Genomic DNA, 17199 nt, shown 5'->3' on the forward strand with positions numbered 1-17199 from the left:
GTCGAGTAAAACCTTGAACCAATTCAAGATTTTACAGAAAGCTAACAATAGCTCATGGCATCCCACCGTGACCATTCAATCAACTGACATTCAACGCCTGTAACTCGACCTGAAAACGACAACCATTGGGCTCCATTGTCGTCAGGCTGACACTCCAGCCCTGGTTCTCACAGATCCGCTGCACCAGTGACAACCCCAGACCAAGGCCCTCGCCGCGTTTTTCGGAACCCCGCACAAACGGCTCGAACATCGCTTCGCGCTTGTCCTCTGGAATGCCCACACCACTGTCCTCGACAAAAAAACCCGTGGCCGTGAGGGTCAGGCGAATGAACCCGCGTTCGGTGTAATGCAGTGCGTTGCGCAACAAGTTGCCCATTACCGCGTGCAAGAGCGTTGCGTTGTAACTGGAGACTGGAGGGGGGCCCGGCTCGAAAATCAGTGTCAGCCCCTTGGTTTCGATGGGTTCTCGCCACAGATTGAGCAACCCTTCGGCGACCTGGCTCAGGTTCTGCTGCGGCGACATGCTGGCGTCTTCACGCTGTGCGCGGGCCAGCATCAGGAAGGTTTGTACCAGCTCTCGCATTTCTTCGCAGGCCCGGGCAATGCGCTCGACCTGGGCACGGCCGCGCTGATCGAGACCGGGATTTTCCAACAGCAGCTCACAGGAACTCGCCAGCACCATCAATGGCGTACGCAGTTCGTGGCTGACGTCACTGGTAAACAACCGTTCGCGGTTCAACGCCTGGCGCAAGCGCCCAAGGGTGGCGTCGAAGGCAACAGCCAACTCGCCCACTTCGTCGGCGGCATAATCGGGCGCCAGGGGCGGCGCCAGCCCTAACAACTGATCACGATGACGCACCTGGCGTGCCAGACGGACCACCGGCGCCATGACTTTGCGCGCCAGGACCCAACCGAGAAATACCGCCAGCGCCAGGCTCAGCACAAAGCCCGTTAACACCACGGCAAACAGCACCCGCTCACGCTCTTCGAAATCGCTTTGGTCCTGAAGCAAGACATAACGCCGGCCGTCGACGATTTCGACCATGGCGTGATACGACAGCTGATCGCGAAAAACCTCGTGAAAACCCGAGTCCAGGTTGCGCAAATCCTTGGGCAGTTCGAAATCGCCTGCCCCACCACTGAAGTAGAACAGCTGGTCCGGCTCGGGACGATGGTTCCAGTCTGACATGCTGTCCATCAACAACAGACGTTGTAAATCGCCGCCCAGACCGGACGAAATCAGTTTTTCTTCCACCACGTGCACGGTCGCCACAATGCCCATGGCAAAGGCGCCAGCCACCAATGCGCTCATCAGCGCAAAGGCGATGATGATCCGTTGAGCAAGGCTCTGCTTAAACTCCATCACGCCCCTCGGCCAGGCGATAACCTACACCGTGAACGGTTTGCAGCAATGGCTTGGCGAACGGCTTGTCGATGACCTGACGCAGTTGATGGACGTGGCTACGCAGGCTGTCACTGTCCGGGCAGTCGTCGCCCCATAGCGCCTCTTCAAGAATTTCGCGGCGTAGTACATGCGGGCTTTTCTGCATCAGCACGGCCAGCAATTTCAAGCCCACCGGGTTGAGCTTCAGCAGTCGGCCGCCGCGGGTCACCTCCAGGGTATCGAGGTCATAGGCCAGATCGCCGACTTGTAACGTACGACGACCGCCACCTTGAGTGCGGCGCATCACCGCCTCGATCCGTGCTGCCAGTTCAGACAGGGCAAACGGTTTGATCAGGTAATCATCAGCGCCGGACTTGAAGCCTTGCAGCCGGTCATCCAGTTGATCGCGGGCGGTGAGCATGATGACCGGTGTATCGCGGCGGGCATCTTCGCGCAGGCGTTTGCACAGGGTGTAACCGTCGATGCCAGGCAGCATGATATCGAGCACGATCAAGTCGTAATGCTCGGTGGCCGCCAGGTGCAGGCCAGACAGACCGTCTTGTGCGCAATCCACGGTGTAGCCTTTGAGGCCCAGATAATCAGCCAGGTTGGCCAGGATATCGCGGTTGTCTTCAACCAATAGAATTCGCATGGGCACTCCTCCGTACACAGTAACGGCCGTCTTGGCCCGCGCAGCTTAAGGCCAAGTGTGGCTCAGGGCTAGGGTTGCGGACAGGAGGAATCAATTCGCTCAACCAAATGATAGAGTTAACATGTTTTTCACTATGGATTCACACCCTCACTACAGCGGTCGGGTGAAGCTCTCGCGTAACTGATAATAAGGAATGTAGACAACATGGACTTCTTCAAGACAGCCCCCATGCGCTTTCTCCTGCTGGTCACCGGCGCCTGGCTGGCCATCTTCTTTCTGACCCGAACGGTTCTGCTGCTCACTCATCTGGACGAGGCCGGCAGCGGCTTCCTGTCAGTGTTCGGTATCGGCTTGATTTACGACCTGGGCTTTATTGCCTATGCGGCACTGCCAATGGGCCTCTACTTGCTGCTGTGCCCACCGGCCTTGTGGCGTCGGCGCGGTCACCGCTGGTTTCTTCAGGGCCTGCTGACGGTCAGCCTGTTCGCCATGCTCTTCACCGCGGTGGCCGAGTGGCTGTTCTGGGATGAATTTGGTGTGCGCTTCAATTTCATCGCCGTCGACTACCTGGTGTATTCCGACGAAGTGCTGAACAACCTGCTCGAGTCCTATCCGATCGGCAAGCTGCTGAGCCTGCTCGCGGTCCTGGCGTTCGGCTTGAGCTTCGTATTGCGCAAACCTTTCAATGCAGCCATGAACGCCCCGTTGCCACCCTTGCGCGGGCGCCTGCTGAATGCCTTGGGGTTATTGATCGTTGCTGGGTTGAGCCTGCAATTGCTCAGCCAGGACTCGCCTCGCGCACAAGGCGGCAACGCCTACCAAAACGAGCTGGCAAGCAACGGTCCGTACCAGTTTTTTGCAGCGTTCCGTAACAACGAACTGGATTACCCGCAGTTTTACAGCACCCTGCCGGGCGACGTTGTCGCACAGCAGATTCGGGCCGAGCTAAGCGAGCCGAACGCGCGTTTCATTGGCACGGACCCGCAAGACATCCGCCGGGAAATCGATAACCCCGGCACCCTGCGCAAACCCAATATCATATTGGTGACCATCGAAAGCTTTAGTGCCAAATACATGGGCAGCAATGGCAACCAGCGCGACCTGACACCCAACCTCGATGCCCTGCGCAACCAGAGCCTGTACTTCAACAACTTCTACGCCACCGGAACCCGTACTGACCGCGGCCTGGAAGCCATCACCCTGGCCATCCCGCCAACGCCGGGACGCTCAATCGTCAAGCGCGTAGGGCGTGAGAGCGGTTTTGCCAGTCTCGGCCAACAACTCAACGCCGTGGGTTACGACAGCGTGTTCGTTTACGGTGGGCGCGGTTACTTCGACAACATGAACGCGTTTTTCAGCGGCAATGGTTACCGCGTAGTCGACCAGAGCAGCATCGAAGAAGCCGAGATTCACTTCAAGAATGCCTGGGGCATGGCCGACGAAGATCTGTATACGCAGACGCTGAAACTGGCTGACGCCGACTATGCGAAGCAACAGCCGTTTCTGCTGCAACTGATGACCACGTCCAACCACCGCCCTTACACCTATCCGGAGAATCGGATCGACATCAAATCCGGTGATGGCCGTGACGGTGCGGTGAAGTACACCGACTACGCCATTGGTCAGTTCCTTGATCAGGCGCGCAAAAAGCCCTGGTTTGACAATACAATCTTCGTGTTCGTCGCCGACCACACCGCTGGCAGCGCCGGTAAAGAAGACTTGCCGATCAGTAACTATCAGATTCCGCTGTTCATTTATGCACCAAAGTTGATCGAAGCCCGCGAGACCGCACAACTGGCCAGCCAGATCGACCTCGCACCCACTTTATTGGGCTTGCTGAATCTGGATTATGAATCGACGTTCTTTGGTCGCAACCTGTTGCAGGACAATCCGCTGCCACCGCGAGTGGTGGTTGGCAATTATCAACACCTGGGGTTGTTTGATGGCAAGGATCTGGCGATCCTTAGCCCGCGCCAAGGGTTGCGTCGTCATGATGAAGCGCTGACAGACAGTCGCGAGTCCAGTGCCACCGCCAACGATCCATTGATCACCCGTGCGATCACTTATTACCAAACGGCCAGTTATGGCTTCAAGCAACAGCTGCTTGGCTGGAAAGCGTCCAAGGAGGGTGACGGCCAAGTCAGCAACCGTTAACCGAATCGCCCCAGGCTGATGCTCTGGGGCTTGTTCCTTTGTTCAGGATTCACCATGTCATCAACCGTTGTCCGTCCTGCCTCTCGCCCACTCAATTTCTGGGTGTGCCTGGGTGTCCCCGCCGTCGCGGCGATCATTCTGGTGCTGCTCGAACTGACATCCCTGGACATGGACCTTGCCAAGCTGTTCTACGATCCAGTGGCAGGAGATTTCATCGGACGTCACAGTTACTTCCTGGAAGACATCCTGCATGACCGCGCCAAGCAAGTGGTCATCGCGTTCTCGGTTTTGGCCGTCCTCGGCTTCATCGGCTCGTTTTTCATGACCAGGCTCAAGCCGTTCAAACGGGAGCTGGGCTGCCTGGTGCTGTCTCTGGGACTGGCGACCTCCTTTGTCACCCCCATGAAAGCGGTGACGGCGGTGCAATGTCCGTGGAGCCTTGAGCAATTCGGCGGCCACGAGACCTACAGCGAATTGTTGAGCCCTCGTCCGCACACGGATAAACCTGGCCGTTGCTGGCCTGGCGGTCATGCTGCCACCGGCTTCACGCTGTTTGCGCTGTTCTTTGTGTTGCGTGACCGCCGCCCGCGCATGGCTCGCGCGGCGTTTGTCTTCGCCTTCGCCCTGGGCTCGGTGTTCTCCATTGGCCGGATGATGCAGGGCGCGCACTTCTTTTCGCACAACGTATGGACAGCAGTTTTCTGCTGGCTGATTTGTCTGGGGTCGTATTACTACGTTCTGTACCGACCAGCTTCCAAGGCTGATCGAGTGACCAAGGCAGAACCGGCCAGCGCCTGAAGACTCGCATTTACCCTGGAGCAAAGCTTGCTCGCGATGAACGATAACGCGGTGTAACTGATACACCGCGGCGCCTGAATCGCGAGCAAGCTTTGCTCCTACAGGGTAAATGCCGGGCAATAAAAAACCCCGCCTGCTTTCGCAGGCGGGGTTTTTTAGTACAGGGGTAAGGCTGGCTTACATCATGCCGCCCATGCCGCCCATACCGCCCATGTCTGGCATGCCGCCAGCTGGAGCATCTTCCTTGATCTCGGCGATCATGGCTTCGGTGGTGATCATCAGGCTGGCGATAGAAGCCGCTGCCTGAAGAGCCGAACGAGTCACTTTAGCCGGGTCCAGGATACCCATTTCGATCATATCGCCATATTCGCCGGTAGCAGCGTTGTAACCGTAGTTACCCGAACCCTGCTTGACCTTGTCGACTACTACGCTTGGCTCGTCGCCGGAGTTGGCAACGATCTGGCGCAGTGGCGCTTCAACAGCGCGACGCAGCAACTGGATACCAACGTCCTGATCAGCGTTGTCGCCTTTCAGTTCGGAGATAGCCTGCAGAGCGCGAACCAGTGCCACGCCGCCGCCAGGTACCACGCCTTCTTCAACGGCTGCACGGGTAGCGTGCAGGGCGTCTTCAACGCGGGCTTTCTTCTCTTTCATTTCAACTTCGGAACCAGCGCCAACCTTGATCACTGCAACGCCGCCGGACAGTTTGGCCAGACGCTCTTGCAGTTTTTCACGGTCGTAGTCGGACGAAGTGTCGGCCACTTGCTGACGGATTTGCAGAACGCGAGCCTGGATATCAGCTTCAACGCCAGCGCCGTCGATCACGGTGGTGTTTTCTTTCGACAGGATTACGCGCTTGGCATTACCCAGGTGTTCCAGGGTAGTGCTTTCCAGGCTCAGACCGATCTCTTCGGAAATTACGGTACCGCCAGTCAGGACAGCGATGTCCTGCAGCATGGCCTTGCGACGGTCGCCGAAGCCTGGAGCCTTGACGGCTGCGACTTTAACGATGCCACGCATGTTGTTCACAACCAGAGTCGCCAGGGCTTCGCCTTCAACGTCTTCGGCCACGATCAGCAGTGGACGGCCAGCTTTGGCAACGGCTTCCAGCACTGGCAGCATTTCGCGGATGTTCGAGATCTTTTTGTCGACCAGCAGGATCAGCGGACCGTCCAGCTCGGCAGTCATGGTCTCTGGCTTGTTGACGAAGTACGGGGACAGGTAGCCACGGTCGAACTGCATGCCTTCAACAACCGACAGTTCGTTTTCCAGGCCCGAGCCTTCTTCAACGGTGATCACGCCTTCTTTACCGACTTTTTCCATGGCTTCGGCAATGATGTCGCCGATGGAGTTGTCGGAGTTGGCCGAGATGGTGCCGACCTGAGCGATGGCCTTGGTGTCAGCGCAAGGCTTGGACAGGGCTTTGAGCTCTTTGACGATAGCGATGGTCGCTTTGTCGATGCCGCGTTTCAGGTCCATCGGGTTCATGCCGGCAGCGACGGCTTTCAGGCCTTCGTTGACGATCGATTGAGCCAGAACGGTAGCGGTGGTGGTGCCGTCGCCTGCGTCATCGTTGGCACGGGAGGCAACGTCTTTGACCAGCTGCGCGCCCATGTTTTCGAAGCGATCTTTCAGCTCGATTTCTTTGGCAACGGACACGCCGTCCTTGGTGATGGTCGGAGCGCCGAAGCTCTTCTCGATGATCACGTTACGGCCTTTAGGGCCCAGGGTCGCTTTTACTGCGTCAGCCAGGACGTTGACACCGGCGAGCATTTTCTTGCGGGCGGAATCGCCGAATTTAACTTCTTTAGCAGCCATGATCGATATTCCTTAAATACTTTGTAGTAGCGGGAAAATGAGCGGGGAATCAGCCTTCGATAACAGCGAGAATCTCGTTCTCAGCCATTACCAACAGGTCTTCGCCATCAACTTTCACGGTGTTGCTGCCGGAGTAAGGACCGAACACAACCTTGTCGCCCACTTTAACGGCCAGTGCACGCACTTCACCGTTGTCCAGCACGCGGCCAGTGCCGACTGCCAGAATTTCACCGCTGTTGGCTTTTTCAGCAGCCGAACCTGGCAGGACGATACCGCCAGCGGTTTTCTTTTCTTCTTCGCTGCGACGGATGACGACGCGGTCATGCAGAGGACGAAGCTTCATTGTCGATCTCTCCTAATTGTGGTTTTCATCGGCCGGTGTACTCCCGGCGGGTTTAACAAATCCGGCGGTGCCGGGTGCGGTTCGTCAAACGAACCGCGGAAGTCTGTCTGGCAGGTTTGCCAGAAACCTTGCGGTGACCGTTACATAAGGGCACATAAGCTCATTACAAGGGCGGGGATCGAAATTTTTTACATCGATGACCCGAAAACGAACACGGCACCCGAAGGTGCCGTGCAGATGAAACGATTTACTTGGAATCGCGGTGCTCGAACTCGCCTTCGATCACATTGGGCTCACGGCCCAGCGTCTCGCGCGTAACAGGGCCGCCACGTGGCTGAAGGTCGTCGGCGAATGCACGCTGACGGATCGCGGCCTCTTCGGCACGCTGGCGCATTTTATTGGCCAGCAGTCGACGAGAGATCGGCAACAGCATGATCAAGCCCAGCACATCACTGACGAAGCCCGGCAGGATCAATAGACCACCCGCCAAGGCCAGCATCAGGCCTTCCAGCATGGTCTGGGCCGGCAGCTCGCCGCGACTCAGGCTTTCACGGGCACGCAGCGCAGTAGCCAGACCGGCGATACGCAGCACGAACACGCCGAGCATCGAGCCGAGAATGATCAGTAGCAGGGCCGGGAAAAACCCGATTGACCCACTGACTTTGACGAATACGAACAGTTCCAACACCGGGAACAGTACAAAGAGCAACAAAAAAGGGCGCATCAAATGGTTCCTCAACGCAAGAATGCCTTGCCAGTGTTCCCTAGATGACGTCGCCGATTCGTGAATTCAAGCGTCGGCGACTTCATTTCTGGGCCAATGTTCGGCGTGAGCCAGGAAAACCAAGGCTTCCCGGACTTGTGTCGGCGTATTACAAGGCGCTTGAAACGGCAACCAGTATAGCGCCTGACCAATACGCAAATGCATGCCTTCGGTGTCGATGCCGGCCAGTTGCGCCGGTTCGGTTTTCGGCAGGCCTGCCAGTTCGACGTAGTGAGCGATGGCTTTGGCGTGATCGGCATTCATGTGCTCGACCATGCTCACTTCAGCCTTGCCGGCAAACGGGTTAGCCAATGTCAGATGATCGACCCAATGAATCGCGCCGAAGCCGCCGATATAGCGGTGACGTACGGGTTTGAGCACCCAGAAATCGAAATCGTGGGCCTTGTGGTAGCTCTGCGAATCAGGGAAATAGCGGTAGTAACGTTGGGCCGCCGCTTCAACGGCGGCCTCGTCCTCGAGCTTTTCGGCTTCGGCGAGGTAGGTCAGGCGACCAACGGCTTGTACGTCGTCGGCCTCGCGTTCGCCCACAAACAGAGAGCATTTCGGATCTTTCTGCAGGTTATGCGTGTGCTGGGCGATGCGGCTGATAAGGATCAGCGGCCGGCCCTGTTCGTCCAGACAGTAAGGAACCACAGAGCCAAACGGGTAACCCGGCATCGACTTGGAATGGGTCGACAGCACCCCCCGGTATTCCTTGAGAAGCAATTTTCGGGCATTCTTGGCCGCTTCTACGCTCAATTTATGACTCCTTAAATAGAATCCGTCGAAAAAACGGACAGGCGGCTGGGGATAAGTATTCAGCGCGCCATTCGGGCAGTTCTCATGTGCAGCCAGGCCACATCCGGCGCAGATCGAGAGGCCCTCTCCAAGGAAACCACTCTGACCTGCTATTGGGGCATGCGAATGCAACTCACTGACAAAGTAATCATTATCACTGGCGGTTGCCAGGGTTTAGGTCGTTCCATGGCTGAGTATTTCGCCGCCAAAGGCGCGAAACTGGCGCTGGTGGACCTGAACCAGGAAAAGCTCGACGACACCGTCGCGGCCTGCAAGGCCAAAGGTGCCGAGGCACGCAGCTACCTGTGCAACGTCGCCAATGAAGAGCAAGTGACCCACATGGTCGCCCAGGTCGCCGAAGATTTCGGCGCGATCCACGGCCTGATCAACAACGCCGGGATCCTGCGCGACGGTCTGCTGCTGAAGGTCAAGGACGGCGAAATGACCAAGATGAGCCTGGCCCAATGGCAGGCAGTCATCGACGTCAACCTGACCGGCGTGTTCCTGTGCACCCGTGAAGTTGCGGCCAAAATGGTCGAGCTGAACAACAGCGGCGCGATCATCAATATCTCCTCGATCTCCCGCGCGGGCAACGTCGGTCAGACCAACTACTCGGCTGCCAAGGCTGGCGTGGCGGCGGCCACCGTGACCTGGGCCAAGGAGCTGGCGCGCTACGGCATCCGCGTGGCGGGCATTGCACCGGGCTTTATCGAAACCGAGATGACGCTGGGGATGAAGCCGGAAGCGCTGGACAAGATGACGGCCGGTATTCCGCTCAAGCGCATGGGTAAACCGGAAGAGATCGCCCATTCGGCGGCGTACATTTTCGAGAACGACTACTACACCGGCCGGATCCTCGAAATGGATGGCGGGTTGCGCATCTAAGCAACGCCTCGTCCCCGTAGGAGCACGGCTTGCCGGCGATGGCGAATTCAAGATCGCCATCGCCGGCAAGCCGTGCTCCTACAGGTGCGGTTTATCAATCGTCGCTGATGGTGATGTTCGGCATCGCCGGCGACACCGCTTCCTGCAACACAATCCGCGCGCCGACGTGGCGGGCCAGTTCCTGGTAAACCATCGCGATCTGGCTGTCCGGCTCGGCGATCACCGTTGGCTTGCCGCCGTCGGCCTGCTCGCGGATGACCATCGACAGTGGCAACGAGGCCAGCAGTTCGACGCCATACTGGTTGGCCAGCTTCACCCCACCGCCTTCACCGAACAGATGCTCGGCATGCCCGCAGTTGGAGCAGATGTGCACGGCCATGTTTTCCACCACGCCCAGCACCGGGATGTTGACCTTGCGGAACATCTCCACGCCCTTGCGCGCGTCCAGCAATGCCAGATCTTGCGGGGTGGTGACGATCACTGCACCGGCCACCGGGACTTTCTGTGCCAGGGTCAGCTGAATGTCACCGGTGCCTGGCGGCATGTCGATGACCAGGTAATCGAGGTCGCCCCACGCGGTTTGGGTGACTAGTTGCAGCAGCGCACCGGACACCATCGGCCCACGCCAGACCATTGGTGTGTTGTCGTCGGTCAGGAATGCCATCGACATCACTTCAACGCCATGGGACTCGATCGGCACGAACCACTTCTGATCCTTGACCTTTGGTCGGGTACCTTCCGGGATGCCGAACATGATGCCCTGGCTCGGACCGTAGATGTCCGCGTCGAGAATGCCGACCTTGGCGCCTTCACGGGCCAGCGCCAGCGCCAGGTTCGCGGCGGTGGTGGATTTACCCACGCCGCCCTTGCCGGACGCCACGGCCACCACGTTTTTCACGTTCGCCAGCCCCGGGATTTGCGCCTGAGCCTTGTGCGCGGCAATCACGCTGGTGATCTCGACGCGCGCGGTCACCACGCCGTCCAGGCCTTCAATGGCCATTTGCAACATCTGTGACCAGCCGCTTTTGAACAGGCCGGCGGCGTAACCCAACTCCAGCTGGACGTTAACGCGATCACCCTGGATCTGGATATCGCGCACGCATCCGGCGCTGACCGGATCCTGGTTCAGGTAAGGGTCGGTGTATTGGCGAAGGACGGCTTCCACCGCTACGCGATTGACGGCGCTCATGGGCAACTCCGATAGCAAGACTGGAAAATCAGGTGGGTATCGTACCTGTTCTCCGGCCTGGACGGCATGCTTTCAGGATGTGACAAACACCCCATGGTTGAATGCGACCTGTAGCAGCTGGCGAAGCCTGCGTTCGGCTGCGCAGCAGTCGTAAAACCAGACACCGTGGTGCTTCAGGTAGTCCGAGTTGCCCGGATTCACGACGGCTTCGCCGCCGAACGCAGCCTTCGGCAGCTGCTACAAAGGTCCGCGGTGCCGGTCGCGGGGGTGAAAAATATGCGCCGGCGCTTTATAGTGGCCGACCTCCGTTTCATCAAGTAGCCGAGCCCCATGTCCGAGCCACGCAAGATCCTCGTCACCAGCGCCCTGCCCTATGCCAATGGTTCGATCCATCTTGGCCACATGCTGGAATACATCCAGACCGATATGTGGGTGCGTTTCCAGAAGCACCGCGGCAATCAATGCATTTATGTCTGCGCCGACGACGCCCACGGTTCGGCGATCATGTTGCGCGCGGAAAAGGAAGGCATCACCCCGGAACAACTGATCGCCAACGTCCAGGCTGAACACAGCGCCGACTTTGCCGAGTTCCTGGTGGACTTCGACAACTTCCACTCCACTCACGCCGAAGAAAACCGTGAGCTGTCGAGCCAGATCTACCTGAAGCTGCGCGACGCCGGGCACATCGCCCAGCGCTCGATCACGCAGTACTTCGACCCGGAAAAGAAAATGTTCCTGGCCGACCGCTTCATCAAGGGCACCTGCCCGAAATGCGGCACCGAAGACCAGTACGGCGACAACTGCGAAAAATGCGGTGCGACCTACGCGCCAACAGATCTGAAGGATCCGAAGTCGGCCATCTCTGGCGCCACGCCGGTGCTCAAGGATTCCCAACACTTCTTCTTCAAGCTGCCGGACTTCCAGGAGATGCTGCAAACCTGGACCCGCAGCGGCACCCTGCAAGACGCCGTGGCCAACAAGATCGCCGAATGGCTGGACGCCGGCCTGCAACAGTGGGACATCTCCCGCGATGCGCCGTACTTCGGTTTCGAGATTCCTGACGAGCCAGGCAAATATTTCTACGTGTGGCTGGATGCGCCAATCGGCTACATGGCCAGCTTCAAGAACCTGTGCAACCGCACGCCGGAACTGGACTTCGACGCGTTCTGGGGCAAGGACTCCACGGCCGAGCTGTACCATTTCATCGGCAAGGACATCGTCAACTTCCACGCCCTGTTCTGGCCAGCCATGCTCGAAGGCGCCGGTTTCCGTAAACCGACCGGCATCAACGTGCACGGCTACCTGACCGTCAACGGTCAGAAAATGTCCAAGTCCCGTGGCACCTTCATCAAGGCCCGGACGTATCTGGATCACCTGTCGCCGGAATACCTGCGCTACTACTACGCAGCCAAGCTGAGCCGTGGCGTCGACGACCTCGACCTGAACCTCGAAGACTTCGTACAGAAGGTCAACTCGGACCTGGTCGGCAAAGTCGTCAACATTGCCAGTCGTTGCGCCGGTTTCATCCATAAAGGCAACGCTGGCGTGCTGGTGGCGGGCAATGCTGCGCCTGAGCTTACCGACGCGTTCCTGGCGGCTGCGCCAAGCATCGCCGAGGCTTACGAGGCTCGCGACTTCGCCCGTGCCATGCGTGAAATCATGGGCCTGGCCGACCGTGCCAACGCCTGGATCGCCGACAAGGCACCGTGGTCGCTGAACAAACAGGAAGGCAAGCAGGACGAAGTCCAGGCTATCTGCGCGCTGGGCATCAATCTGTTCCGCCAGTTGGTGATCTTCCTCAAGCCAGTCCTGCCGCTACTGGCCGCCGACGCCGAGGCGTTCCTGAACGTCGCACCGCTGACCTGGAACGACCACGCGACCTTGCTCAGCAACCATCAGCTGAACGAGTTCAAGCCGTTGATGACCCGCATCGACCCGGTAAAAGTGCAGGCCATGAGCGATGCTTCCAAAGAAGACCTGACCGCCAGCGCAACCGACACTGGCGAAGCCGCACCGGCCGGCAATGGCGAACTGGCCAAGGATCCGCTGTCGCCAGAGATCGAGTTCGACACCTTTGCTGCGGTCGACCTGCGCGTTGCGCTGATTCTCAAGGCCGAACACGTGGAAGGTGCTGACAAACTGCTGCGCCTGACCCTGGACATCGGTGACGAGCAACGCAACGTGTTCTCCGGGATCAAGAGCGCTTACCCGGATCCGTCCAAGCTCGATGGTCGCCTGACCATGATGATTGCCAACCTCAAGCCACGGAAAATGAAGTTCGGCATCTCCGAAGGCATGGTCATGGCGGCCGGCCCTGGTGGTGAAGAAATCTACCTGCTCAGCCCTGATAGCGGCGCCAAGCCAGGTCAGCGCATCAAGTAAGGTTGTGCGGTAAATCGATCCCACAGTCGTGCCTGACGCGACTGTGGGATTTTCATATCTGGCCCACCCTCCGTCCTTGCCGGATAATGCCTAAGCTTTTTAGACCGCTCCGTTAAAAAGCCCCTGTTCTTGCCGGCACGATCATGACCGAGATGCTTCTTACGCTTATCAGCGCTGCCCTGATCAACAATGTTGTGTTGCACTGGCCGCTGGGCGCCGATCCGCTGTTGGGTAACGAGCATCGGCAAGTGCACGCGCTGGGCATTGCGACATTCTGTTTGATGCTGATGGTCGGCGTGTTGGGCTACTCAGCTGACCGCTGGCTGCTGGTCCCTCTGGAACTGACGTCGCTGCGCCTTTTCGTGTTTTTGCCACTAAGCGTTTTGTTGATTGGGCCGTTGTTGAAAGTGCTGTCGCGGGCCCTGCCAACGCTGGCGTTCGACGGTCTCTGGCCGCTTCTTTTGGGCAACGCTGGCGTGCTCGGGCTGGCGCTGCTCAACGCTCAGGACGATAAAGGATTCTTTCACGCCACCTTCCTGAGTCTCGGCACAGGGTTGGGGTTTTGGCTGGTGCTGAGCCTGTTCAGCGATTTGCGCCAACGCACACTCGATAACGATGTTCCCCAGCCCTTTCGCGGCCTGCCGATCGAGCTGATCGGCGCCGGATTGATCGCGGTGGCATTTCTCGGATTTAGCGGACTGATCAAAACATGAGTCTGATTCAACGCATCGACGCCCTCTTGCCGCAGACTCAATGCGGCAAATGTGGCCACCCTGGATGCAAGCCCTACGCCGAAGGCATCGCCAGCGGCGAGCCAATCAACAAGTGCCCGCCCGGCGGCAGCGAAACCATCGCAGCCCTCGCCGAACTGTTGAAAGTACCGGTGCTGGAACTGGACATCAGTCGCGGCTCGGCCCCGGCGCAGATTGCCTATATTCGCGAAGCCGAATGCATCGGTTGCACCAAATGCATCCAGGCCTGCCCGGTGGATGCCATCGTCGGTGCAGCCAAGTTGATGCACACGGTGATCATCGACGAATGCACCGGTTGCGACCTTTGCGTAGCGCCCTGCCCGGTAGACTGCATCGAGATGCGACCGTTGCCGCTGGCCACCGTATTGCCGATTGTCGGGGGCTTGGCCTTCAGCCTTGAAGAGCAACGGGCTCGCGCTACCAAACGCAACCATGCACGGCGCCGATTCGAACAGCGCAATGCCCGCTTGCAGCGCGAGGAACAACAGAAAACCGCTGAACGCCAAGCCCGCGCGCAACGCACCGTTGCGCACACTGAAGTGACGACGCTCGACCCGGTCCAGGCAGCGCTTGAACGCGTGCGCGCACAAAAAGCGGCGAGCGCCGATGCGGCGTTGAAAAAGGCCAAGATCGATCTGGCGATGAGTCGGGCGCAACTGAACAAGTCACTCAAGGCCTTCGGGCATCCACCGACCTTCGAGCAGCAGTCGCAACTGATCGTGCTTCAACAACAGTTCGAAGCCGCCGAACAGGCTTTGGCACAACTGGAAAGCATTTCACCGCCAGTCCCGACACCGGTTGCCCCGGCGAAGGACGCCGAGTTGAAACGGGCGAAGATCCAGTTGGCCATGCGGCGCGCCGAACTCAAGAAAGCCCAGACCAACGACGCACCGGCCGAACAGATCGAAGCCCTGCAACGCGCACTCAACGAGGCGGAACAGGCCTTGCACGTCGCTGAAGCGGCAAGCGAGCAGCCGCTGCCAAACCTCACGCGAGTCGAAAAGCGTCCCATCGATAACCAGCTTCGACAGCTGAAAACCGAATTGGCCTATGCCCGTGCCGACGTCAGCAAGCTCGAACGAGGTGCGGACACCCCAAGCGAATTGATCGACAAGGCCCGCGCGCGCTTGCTGGAAGCCCAGCGCCAGGTGGATGCCTATGTCGCCCCTTGAGTCAGTGGACGAACGCCTTCAGCAGGCCATGAAACTGGTGTTGCTGGCCACCGTGCCGGGAATGCTGACGTTGTTCTGGCTGTATGGCTGGGGCGTATTGATTAACCTGATGCTGGCGGCCGCTACCGCGCTAGCGGTTGAAGGCGCCGTGTTGCGACTGCGCCAGCGCCTGCTCAAACCGACATTGAGTGACGGCAGTGCGCTGGTCAGTGCGACGTTACTGGCACTGGCGTTGCCGCCCTACTGCCCGTGGTGGTTGACGGTCTGTGCGGCGACGTTCGCGCTGCTCGGCAAACAGCTGTATGGCGGCGTTGGCAAGAATCCTTTCAACCCGGCGATGCTCGGCTTCGCCCTGGTGCTGGTGGCTTTTCCCCAGCAAATGACGCACTGGCCGACCTCCCACGGCATGGACTTGCTGGGCGGCTTGCAACAGGTTTTCGGATTCAACCTCAGCGCTACACCAGATGCCTGGTCCCAGGCCACTGCGCTGGACAGCCTGCGAATCAACAAAAGCCTGACCATGGACGAACTCTTCGCCGGTAACCCGGCATTCGGCCATTTCGGCGGACGCGGCGTGGAATGGGTCAACCTGGCCTTTCTGGCTGGCGGCGCATTTCTCCTGCAACGGCGGGTATTCAGCTGGCATGCGCCGGTCGGCATGCTCGCCAGCCTGTTCGTCATCAGCCTGCTGTGCTGGAACGGTTCAGGCTCCGACTCCCATGGCTCTCCCCTGTTTCATCTGCTGACCGGCGCCACCATGCTGGGGGCTTTTTTCATTGTCACGGAACCGGTGTCCGGCGCCAAAAGCGCTGGTGCCCGGTTGCTCTTTGGTATCGGCGCAGGCTTGTTGACTTACCTGATACGGACTTGGGGTGGCTATCCGGACGGCGTGGCATTTGCCGTGTTGCTGATGAACCTTTGTGTGCCAGCGCTGGAGCGCTTTGTCGCGTCCAGGCAGGAAGTGACCCCATGAGCCGAGCGTCCAGCGTGGTGATTCTGGTGCTGCTCGCCGGGCTGGGAGTCGGAACGACCTACTTCGTGCAACGCATTAGCGCTCCCCGCATTGCCGCTGAACAACGGTTGATCGACAGCCGCAACCTGCTCGACCTGCTACCACCGGCAACTTACGACAATCAACCGTTGGAACAGCCGCTCAACCTCGCCAACATCACGCTGCCCAACAGCACGCTGCTGGGCGGCTACCTGGCGGCCAAGGCCGGCCAACCGAGCGCGGTATTACTGCGCAGCCAGACCATGGGCTACGAAGGCTCAATCGAATTGCTGATTGCCATCGATCCCAACGGCAAATTGTTGGGAGTCAAAACCCTCAAGCAATCGGAAACTCCGGGACTGGGTGGCAAGATCGGCGACTGGCCCAATACCTGGCTCCAGGCATTTGCCGGCAAGTCTCGAAGCGAACCCGGCGACGCAGGCTGGGCCCTGAAAAAGGATCAGGGGCAATTCGATCAGGTGACGGGGGCAACCAGTACCTCAAGGGCGGTGATCAGTGCCATTCACGACGCGTTACGCTACTTCGATGAACACCGCCAACAATTGATCGGGAGTAGCGTCCATGACTAAGTCCTCGACCCTGCAAAACTCGTTGATGCTTGCGCCCCTGATCGGCGCCACGACGTCTTGGATGGCGGCGCTGGGGTTGTGGCTGATGTTCATTGTGGTGATCAGCGCTTATGGCGTTGGCATGTGGGCCTTGAGATCCCGGCTGGTTCCGTCCGCCCGCTTGCTTGCCTGCCTCCTGCTGGCAGCCATGCTCACCAGCTGCGCGCAAATGGCCGCACAAGTCTGGTCACTTCAATGGCACCAACCAGTGGCGCTTTACGCAGGATTGATCGCCCTGCAATGCGTTGTGCTGGAGTACAACGGTTTCTTCCAGAACCCACGCCTTGATCGCTTGCGCCTGTGCGCTCTGTTTGGCGCGCTGATGGTCGGCCTGGGCCTGCTTCGCGAACTGGTTGGCAACGGTGGCCTGCAGCTCGCCACGCTGGCCCCCGGCGGGTTCATTCTGCTGGGAGTGTTGATCGCCGCACGTCAGGCCTGGACCCGATCGACGCCCTCTCCTTGATTGACTGTTTTTAGGAAACGCATCGC

General features: G+C 59.0%; 16 protein-coding genes. 9 read left to right on the top strand and 7 right to left on the bottom strand.

The window, feature by feature from the left end; all coding sequences use genetic code 11:
- Positions 1–79 precede the first annotated feature (79 nt).
- Together ACWGZX_RS08160 and colR are read right to left on the bottom strand one after the other, a co-directional pair.
- Positions 80–1363, bottom strand: a complete 1284-nt coding sequence (locus ACWGZX_RS08160) for a sensor histidine kinase (protein ID WP_452627963.1) — start codon at positions 1361–1363, stop codon at positions 80–82.
- A complete protein-coding gene (colR, locus tag ACWGZX_RS08165; RefSeq protein WP_223519798.1) occupies positions 1353–2036 on the bottom strand; it encodes a two-component system response regulator ColR in 684 nt (227 codons plus the stop codon). Before colR ends, ACWGZX_RS08160 begins: the two co-directional genes overlap by 11 nt.
- Positions 2037–2240: 204 nt before the next feature.
- Between colR and ACWGZX_RS08170 the strand changes: the two genes are divergently transcribed.
- The gene (locus ACWGZX_RS08170) at positions 2241–4190 is read left to right on the top strand and encodes an LTA synthase family protein (RefSeq protein WP_452627964.1); all 1950 of its coding nucleotides are present in this window, start codon (positions 2241–2243) and stop codon (positions 4188–4190) included.
- A gap of 54 nt (positions 4191–4244) precedes the next feature.
- Positions 4245–4988, top strand: coding sequence for a phosphatase PAP2 family protein (locus ACWGZX_RS08175; protein WP_452627965.1), 744 nt, complete (start codon positions 4245–4247; stop codon positions 4986–4988).
- 177 nt (positions 4989–5165) lie between these two features.
- Here the strand turns inward: ACWGZX_RS08175 and groL are convergent, their stop codons facing one another.
- The 4 genes from groL to ACWGZX_RS08195 form a co-directional block, all read right to left on the bottom strand.
- Positions 5166–6806, bottom strand: coding sequence for a chaperonin GroEL (gene groL / locus ACWGZX_RS08180; protein ID WP_452627966.1), 1641 nt, complete (start codon positions 6804–6806; stop codon positions 5166–5168).
- Positions 6807–6855: 49 nt separating this feature from the next.
- Positions 6856–7149 (bottom strand): co-chaperone GroES, encoded by a 294-nt coding sequence (locus tag ACWGZX_RS08185; RefSeq protein WP_019827816.1) that lies wholly within the window; start codon positions 7147–7149, stop codon positions 6856–6858.
- A 247-nt stretch (positions 7150–7396) separates the two neighbouring features.
- Complete coding sequence (locus tag ACWGZX_RS08190; protein WP_452627967.1) at positions 7397–7873, bottom strand: FxsA family protein; 477 nt, start codon at positions 7871–7873, stop codon at positions 7397–7399.
- 66 nt (positions 7874–7939) lie between these two features.
- The gene (locus tag ACWGZX_RS08195; RefSeq protein ID WP_452627968.1) at positions 7940–8671 is read right to left on the bottom strand and encodes a HugZ family pyridoxamine 5'-phosphate oxidase; all 732 of its coding nucleotides are present in this window, start codon (positions 8669–8671) and stop codon (positions 7940–7942) included.
- A 165-nt stretch (positions 8672–8836) separates the two neighbouring features.
- On the opposite strand from ACWGZX_RS08195, the gene ACWGZX_RS08200 reads away from it, so the two are divergent.
- Complete coding sequence (locus tag ACWGZX_RS08200; RefSeq protein ID WP_223519790.1) at positions 8837–9595, top strand: SDR family oxidoreductase; 759 nt, start codon at positions 8837–8839, stop codon at positions 9593–9595.
- A gap of 94 nt (positions 9596–9689) precedes the next feature.
- Here the strand turns inward: ACWGZX_RS08200 and apbC are convergent, their stop codons facing one another.
- Positions 9690–10784 carry an iron-sulfur cluster carrier protein ApbC gene (gene apbC, locus ACWGZX_RS08205; RefSeq protein WP_452627969.1) on the bottom strand — a complete coding sequence of 365 codons (1095 nt, stop codon included), beginning with the start codon at positions 10782–10784 and terminating at the stop codon, positions 9690–9692.
- A 330-nt stretch (positions 10785–11114) separates the two neighbouring features.
- Here apbC and metG point away from each other — a divergent pair, with 330 nt between their 5' ends.
- The 6 genes from metG to ACWGZX_RS08235 all read left to right on the top strand — a co-directional run bounded on the left by metG (position 11115) and on the right by ACWGZX_RS08235 (position 17173).
- On the top strand, positions 11115–13166 hold the full coding sequence (gene metG / locus ACWGZX_RS08210) for a methionine--tRNA ligase (RefSeq protein WP_452627970.1): 2052 nt from the start codon (positions 11115–11117) through the stop codon (positions 13164–13166).
- A gap of 143 nt (positions 13167–13309) precedes the next feature.
- The gene (locus tag ACWGZX_RS08215) at positions 13310–13879 is read left to right on the top strand and encodes an electron transport complex protein RnfA (protein WP_452627971.1); all 570 of its coding nucleotides are present in this window, start codon (positions 13310–13312) and stop codon (positions 13877–13879) included.
- The gene (rsxB, locus tag ACWGZX_RS08220) at positions 13876–15090 is read left to right on the top strand and encodes an electron transport complex subunit RsxB (protein WP_452627972.1); all 1215 of its coding nucleotides are present in this window, start codon (positions 13876–13878) and stop codon (positions 15088–15090) included. Before ACWGZX_RS08215 ends, rsxB begins: the two co-directional genes overlap by 4 nt.
- A complete protein-coding gene (locus tag ACWGZX_RS08225; RefSeq protein WP_452627973.1) occupies positions 15077–16063 on the top strand; it encodes an RnfABCDGE type electron transport complex subunit D in 987 nt (328 codons plus the stop codon). The genes rsxB and ACWGZX_RS08225 overlap by 14 nt, the downstream gene beginning before the upstream one ends.
- Positions 16060–16671 carry an RnfABCDGE type electron transport complex subunit G gene (locus tag ACWGZX_RS08230; RefSeq protein ID WP_452627974.1) on the top strand — a complete coding sequence of 204 codons (612 nt, stop codon included), beginning with the start codon at positions 16060–16062 and terminating at the stop codon, positions 16669–16671. The genes ACWGZX_RS08225 and ACWGZX_RS08230 overlap by 4 nt, the downstream gene beginning before the upstream one ends.
- Positions 16664–17173, top strand: coding sequence for an Rnf-Nqr domain containing protein (locus ACWGZX_RS08235; RefSeq protein WP_452627975.1), 510 nt, complete (start codon positions 16664–16666; stop codon positions 17171–17173). The genes ACWGZX_RS08230 and ACWGZX_RS08235 overlap by 8 nt, the downstream gene beginning before the upstream one ends.
- Positions 17174–17199: the final 26 nt, after the last annotated feature.

The sequence above is a fragment of the Pseudomonas sp. CLCA07 genome, from assembly GCF_053615335.1.

What these genes read in the sequence shown, in the direction of transcription:
- ACWGZX_RS08170 (WP_452627964.1), top strand. Translation starts at nt 2,241, where the DNA reads ATGGACTTCTTCAAGACAGCCCCCATGCGCTTTCTCCTGCTGGTCACC.
- ACWGZX_RS08175 (WP_452627965.1), top strand. Translation starts at nt 4,245, where the DNA reads ATGTCATCAACCGTTGTCCGTCCTGCCTCTCGCCCACTCAATTTCTGG.
- ACWGZX_RS08200 (WP_223519790.1), top strand. Translation starts at nt 8,837, where the DNA reads ATGCAACTCACTGACAAAGTAATCATTATCACTGGCGGTTGCCAGGGT.
- ACWGZX_RS08235 (WP_452627975.1), top strand. Translation starts at nt 16,664, where the DNA reads ATGACTAAGTCCTCGACCCTGCAAAACTCGTTGATGCTTGCGCCCCTG.
- ACWGZX_RS08185 (WP_019827816.1), bottom strand. Translation starts at nt 7,149, where the DNA reads ATGAAGCTTCGTCCTCTGCATGACCGCGTCGTCATCCGTCGCAGCGAA.
- ACWGZX_RS08230 (WP_452627974.1), top strand. Translation starts at nt 16,060, where the DNA reads ATGAGCCGAGCGTCCAGCGTGGTGATTCTGGTGCTGCTCGCCGGGCTG.
- ACWGZX_RS08160 (WP_452627963.1), bottom strand. Translation starts at nt 1,363, where the DNA reads ATGGAGTTTAAGCAGAGCCTTGCTCAACGGATCATCATCGCCTTTGCG.
- ACWGZX_RS08215 (WP_452627971.1), top strand. Translation starts at nt 13,310, where the DNA reads ATGACCGAGATGCTTCTTACGCTTATCAGCGCTGCCCTGATCAACAAT.
- metG (WP_452627970.1), top strand. Translation starts at nt 11,115, where the DNA reads ATGTCCGAGCCACGCAAGATCCTCGTCACCAGCGCCCTGCCCTATGCC.
- rsxB (WP_452627972.1), top strand. Translation starts at nt 13,876, where the DNA reads ATGAGTCTGATTCAACGCATCGACGCCCTCTTGCCGCAGACTCAATGC.
- colR (WP_223519798.1), bottom strand. Translation starts at nt 2,036, where the DNA reads ATGCGAATTCTATTGGTTGAAGACAACCGCGATATCCTGGCCAACCTG.
- apbC (WP_452627969.1), bottom strand. Translation starts at nt 10,784, where the DNA reads ATGAGCGCCGTCAATCGCGTAGCGGTGGAAGCCGTCCTTCGCCAATAC.
- ACWGZX_RS08225 (WP_452627973.1), top strand. Translation starts at nt 15,077, where the DNA reads ATGTCGCCCCTTGAGTCAGTGGACGAACGCCTTCAGCAGGCCATGAAA.
- ACWGZX_RS08190 (WP_452627967.1), bottom strand. Translation starts at nt 7,873, where the DNA reads ATGCGCCCTTTTTTGTTGCTCTTTGTACTGTTCCCGGTGTTGGAACTG.
- groL (WP_452627966.1), bottom strand. Translation starts at nt 6,806, where the DNA reads ATGGCTGCTAAAGAAGTTAAATTCGGCGATTCCGCCCGCAAGAAAATG.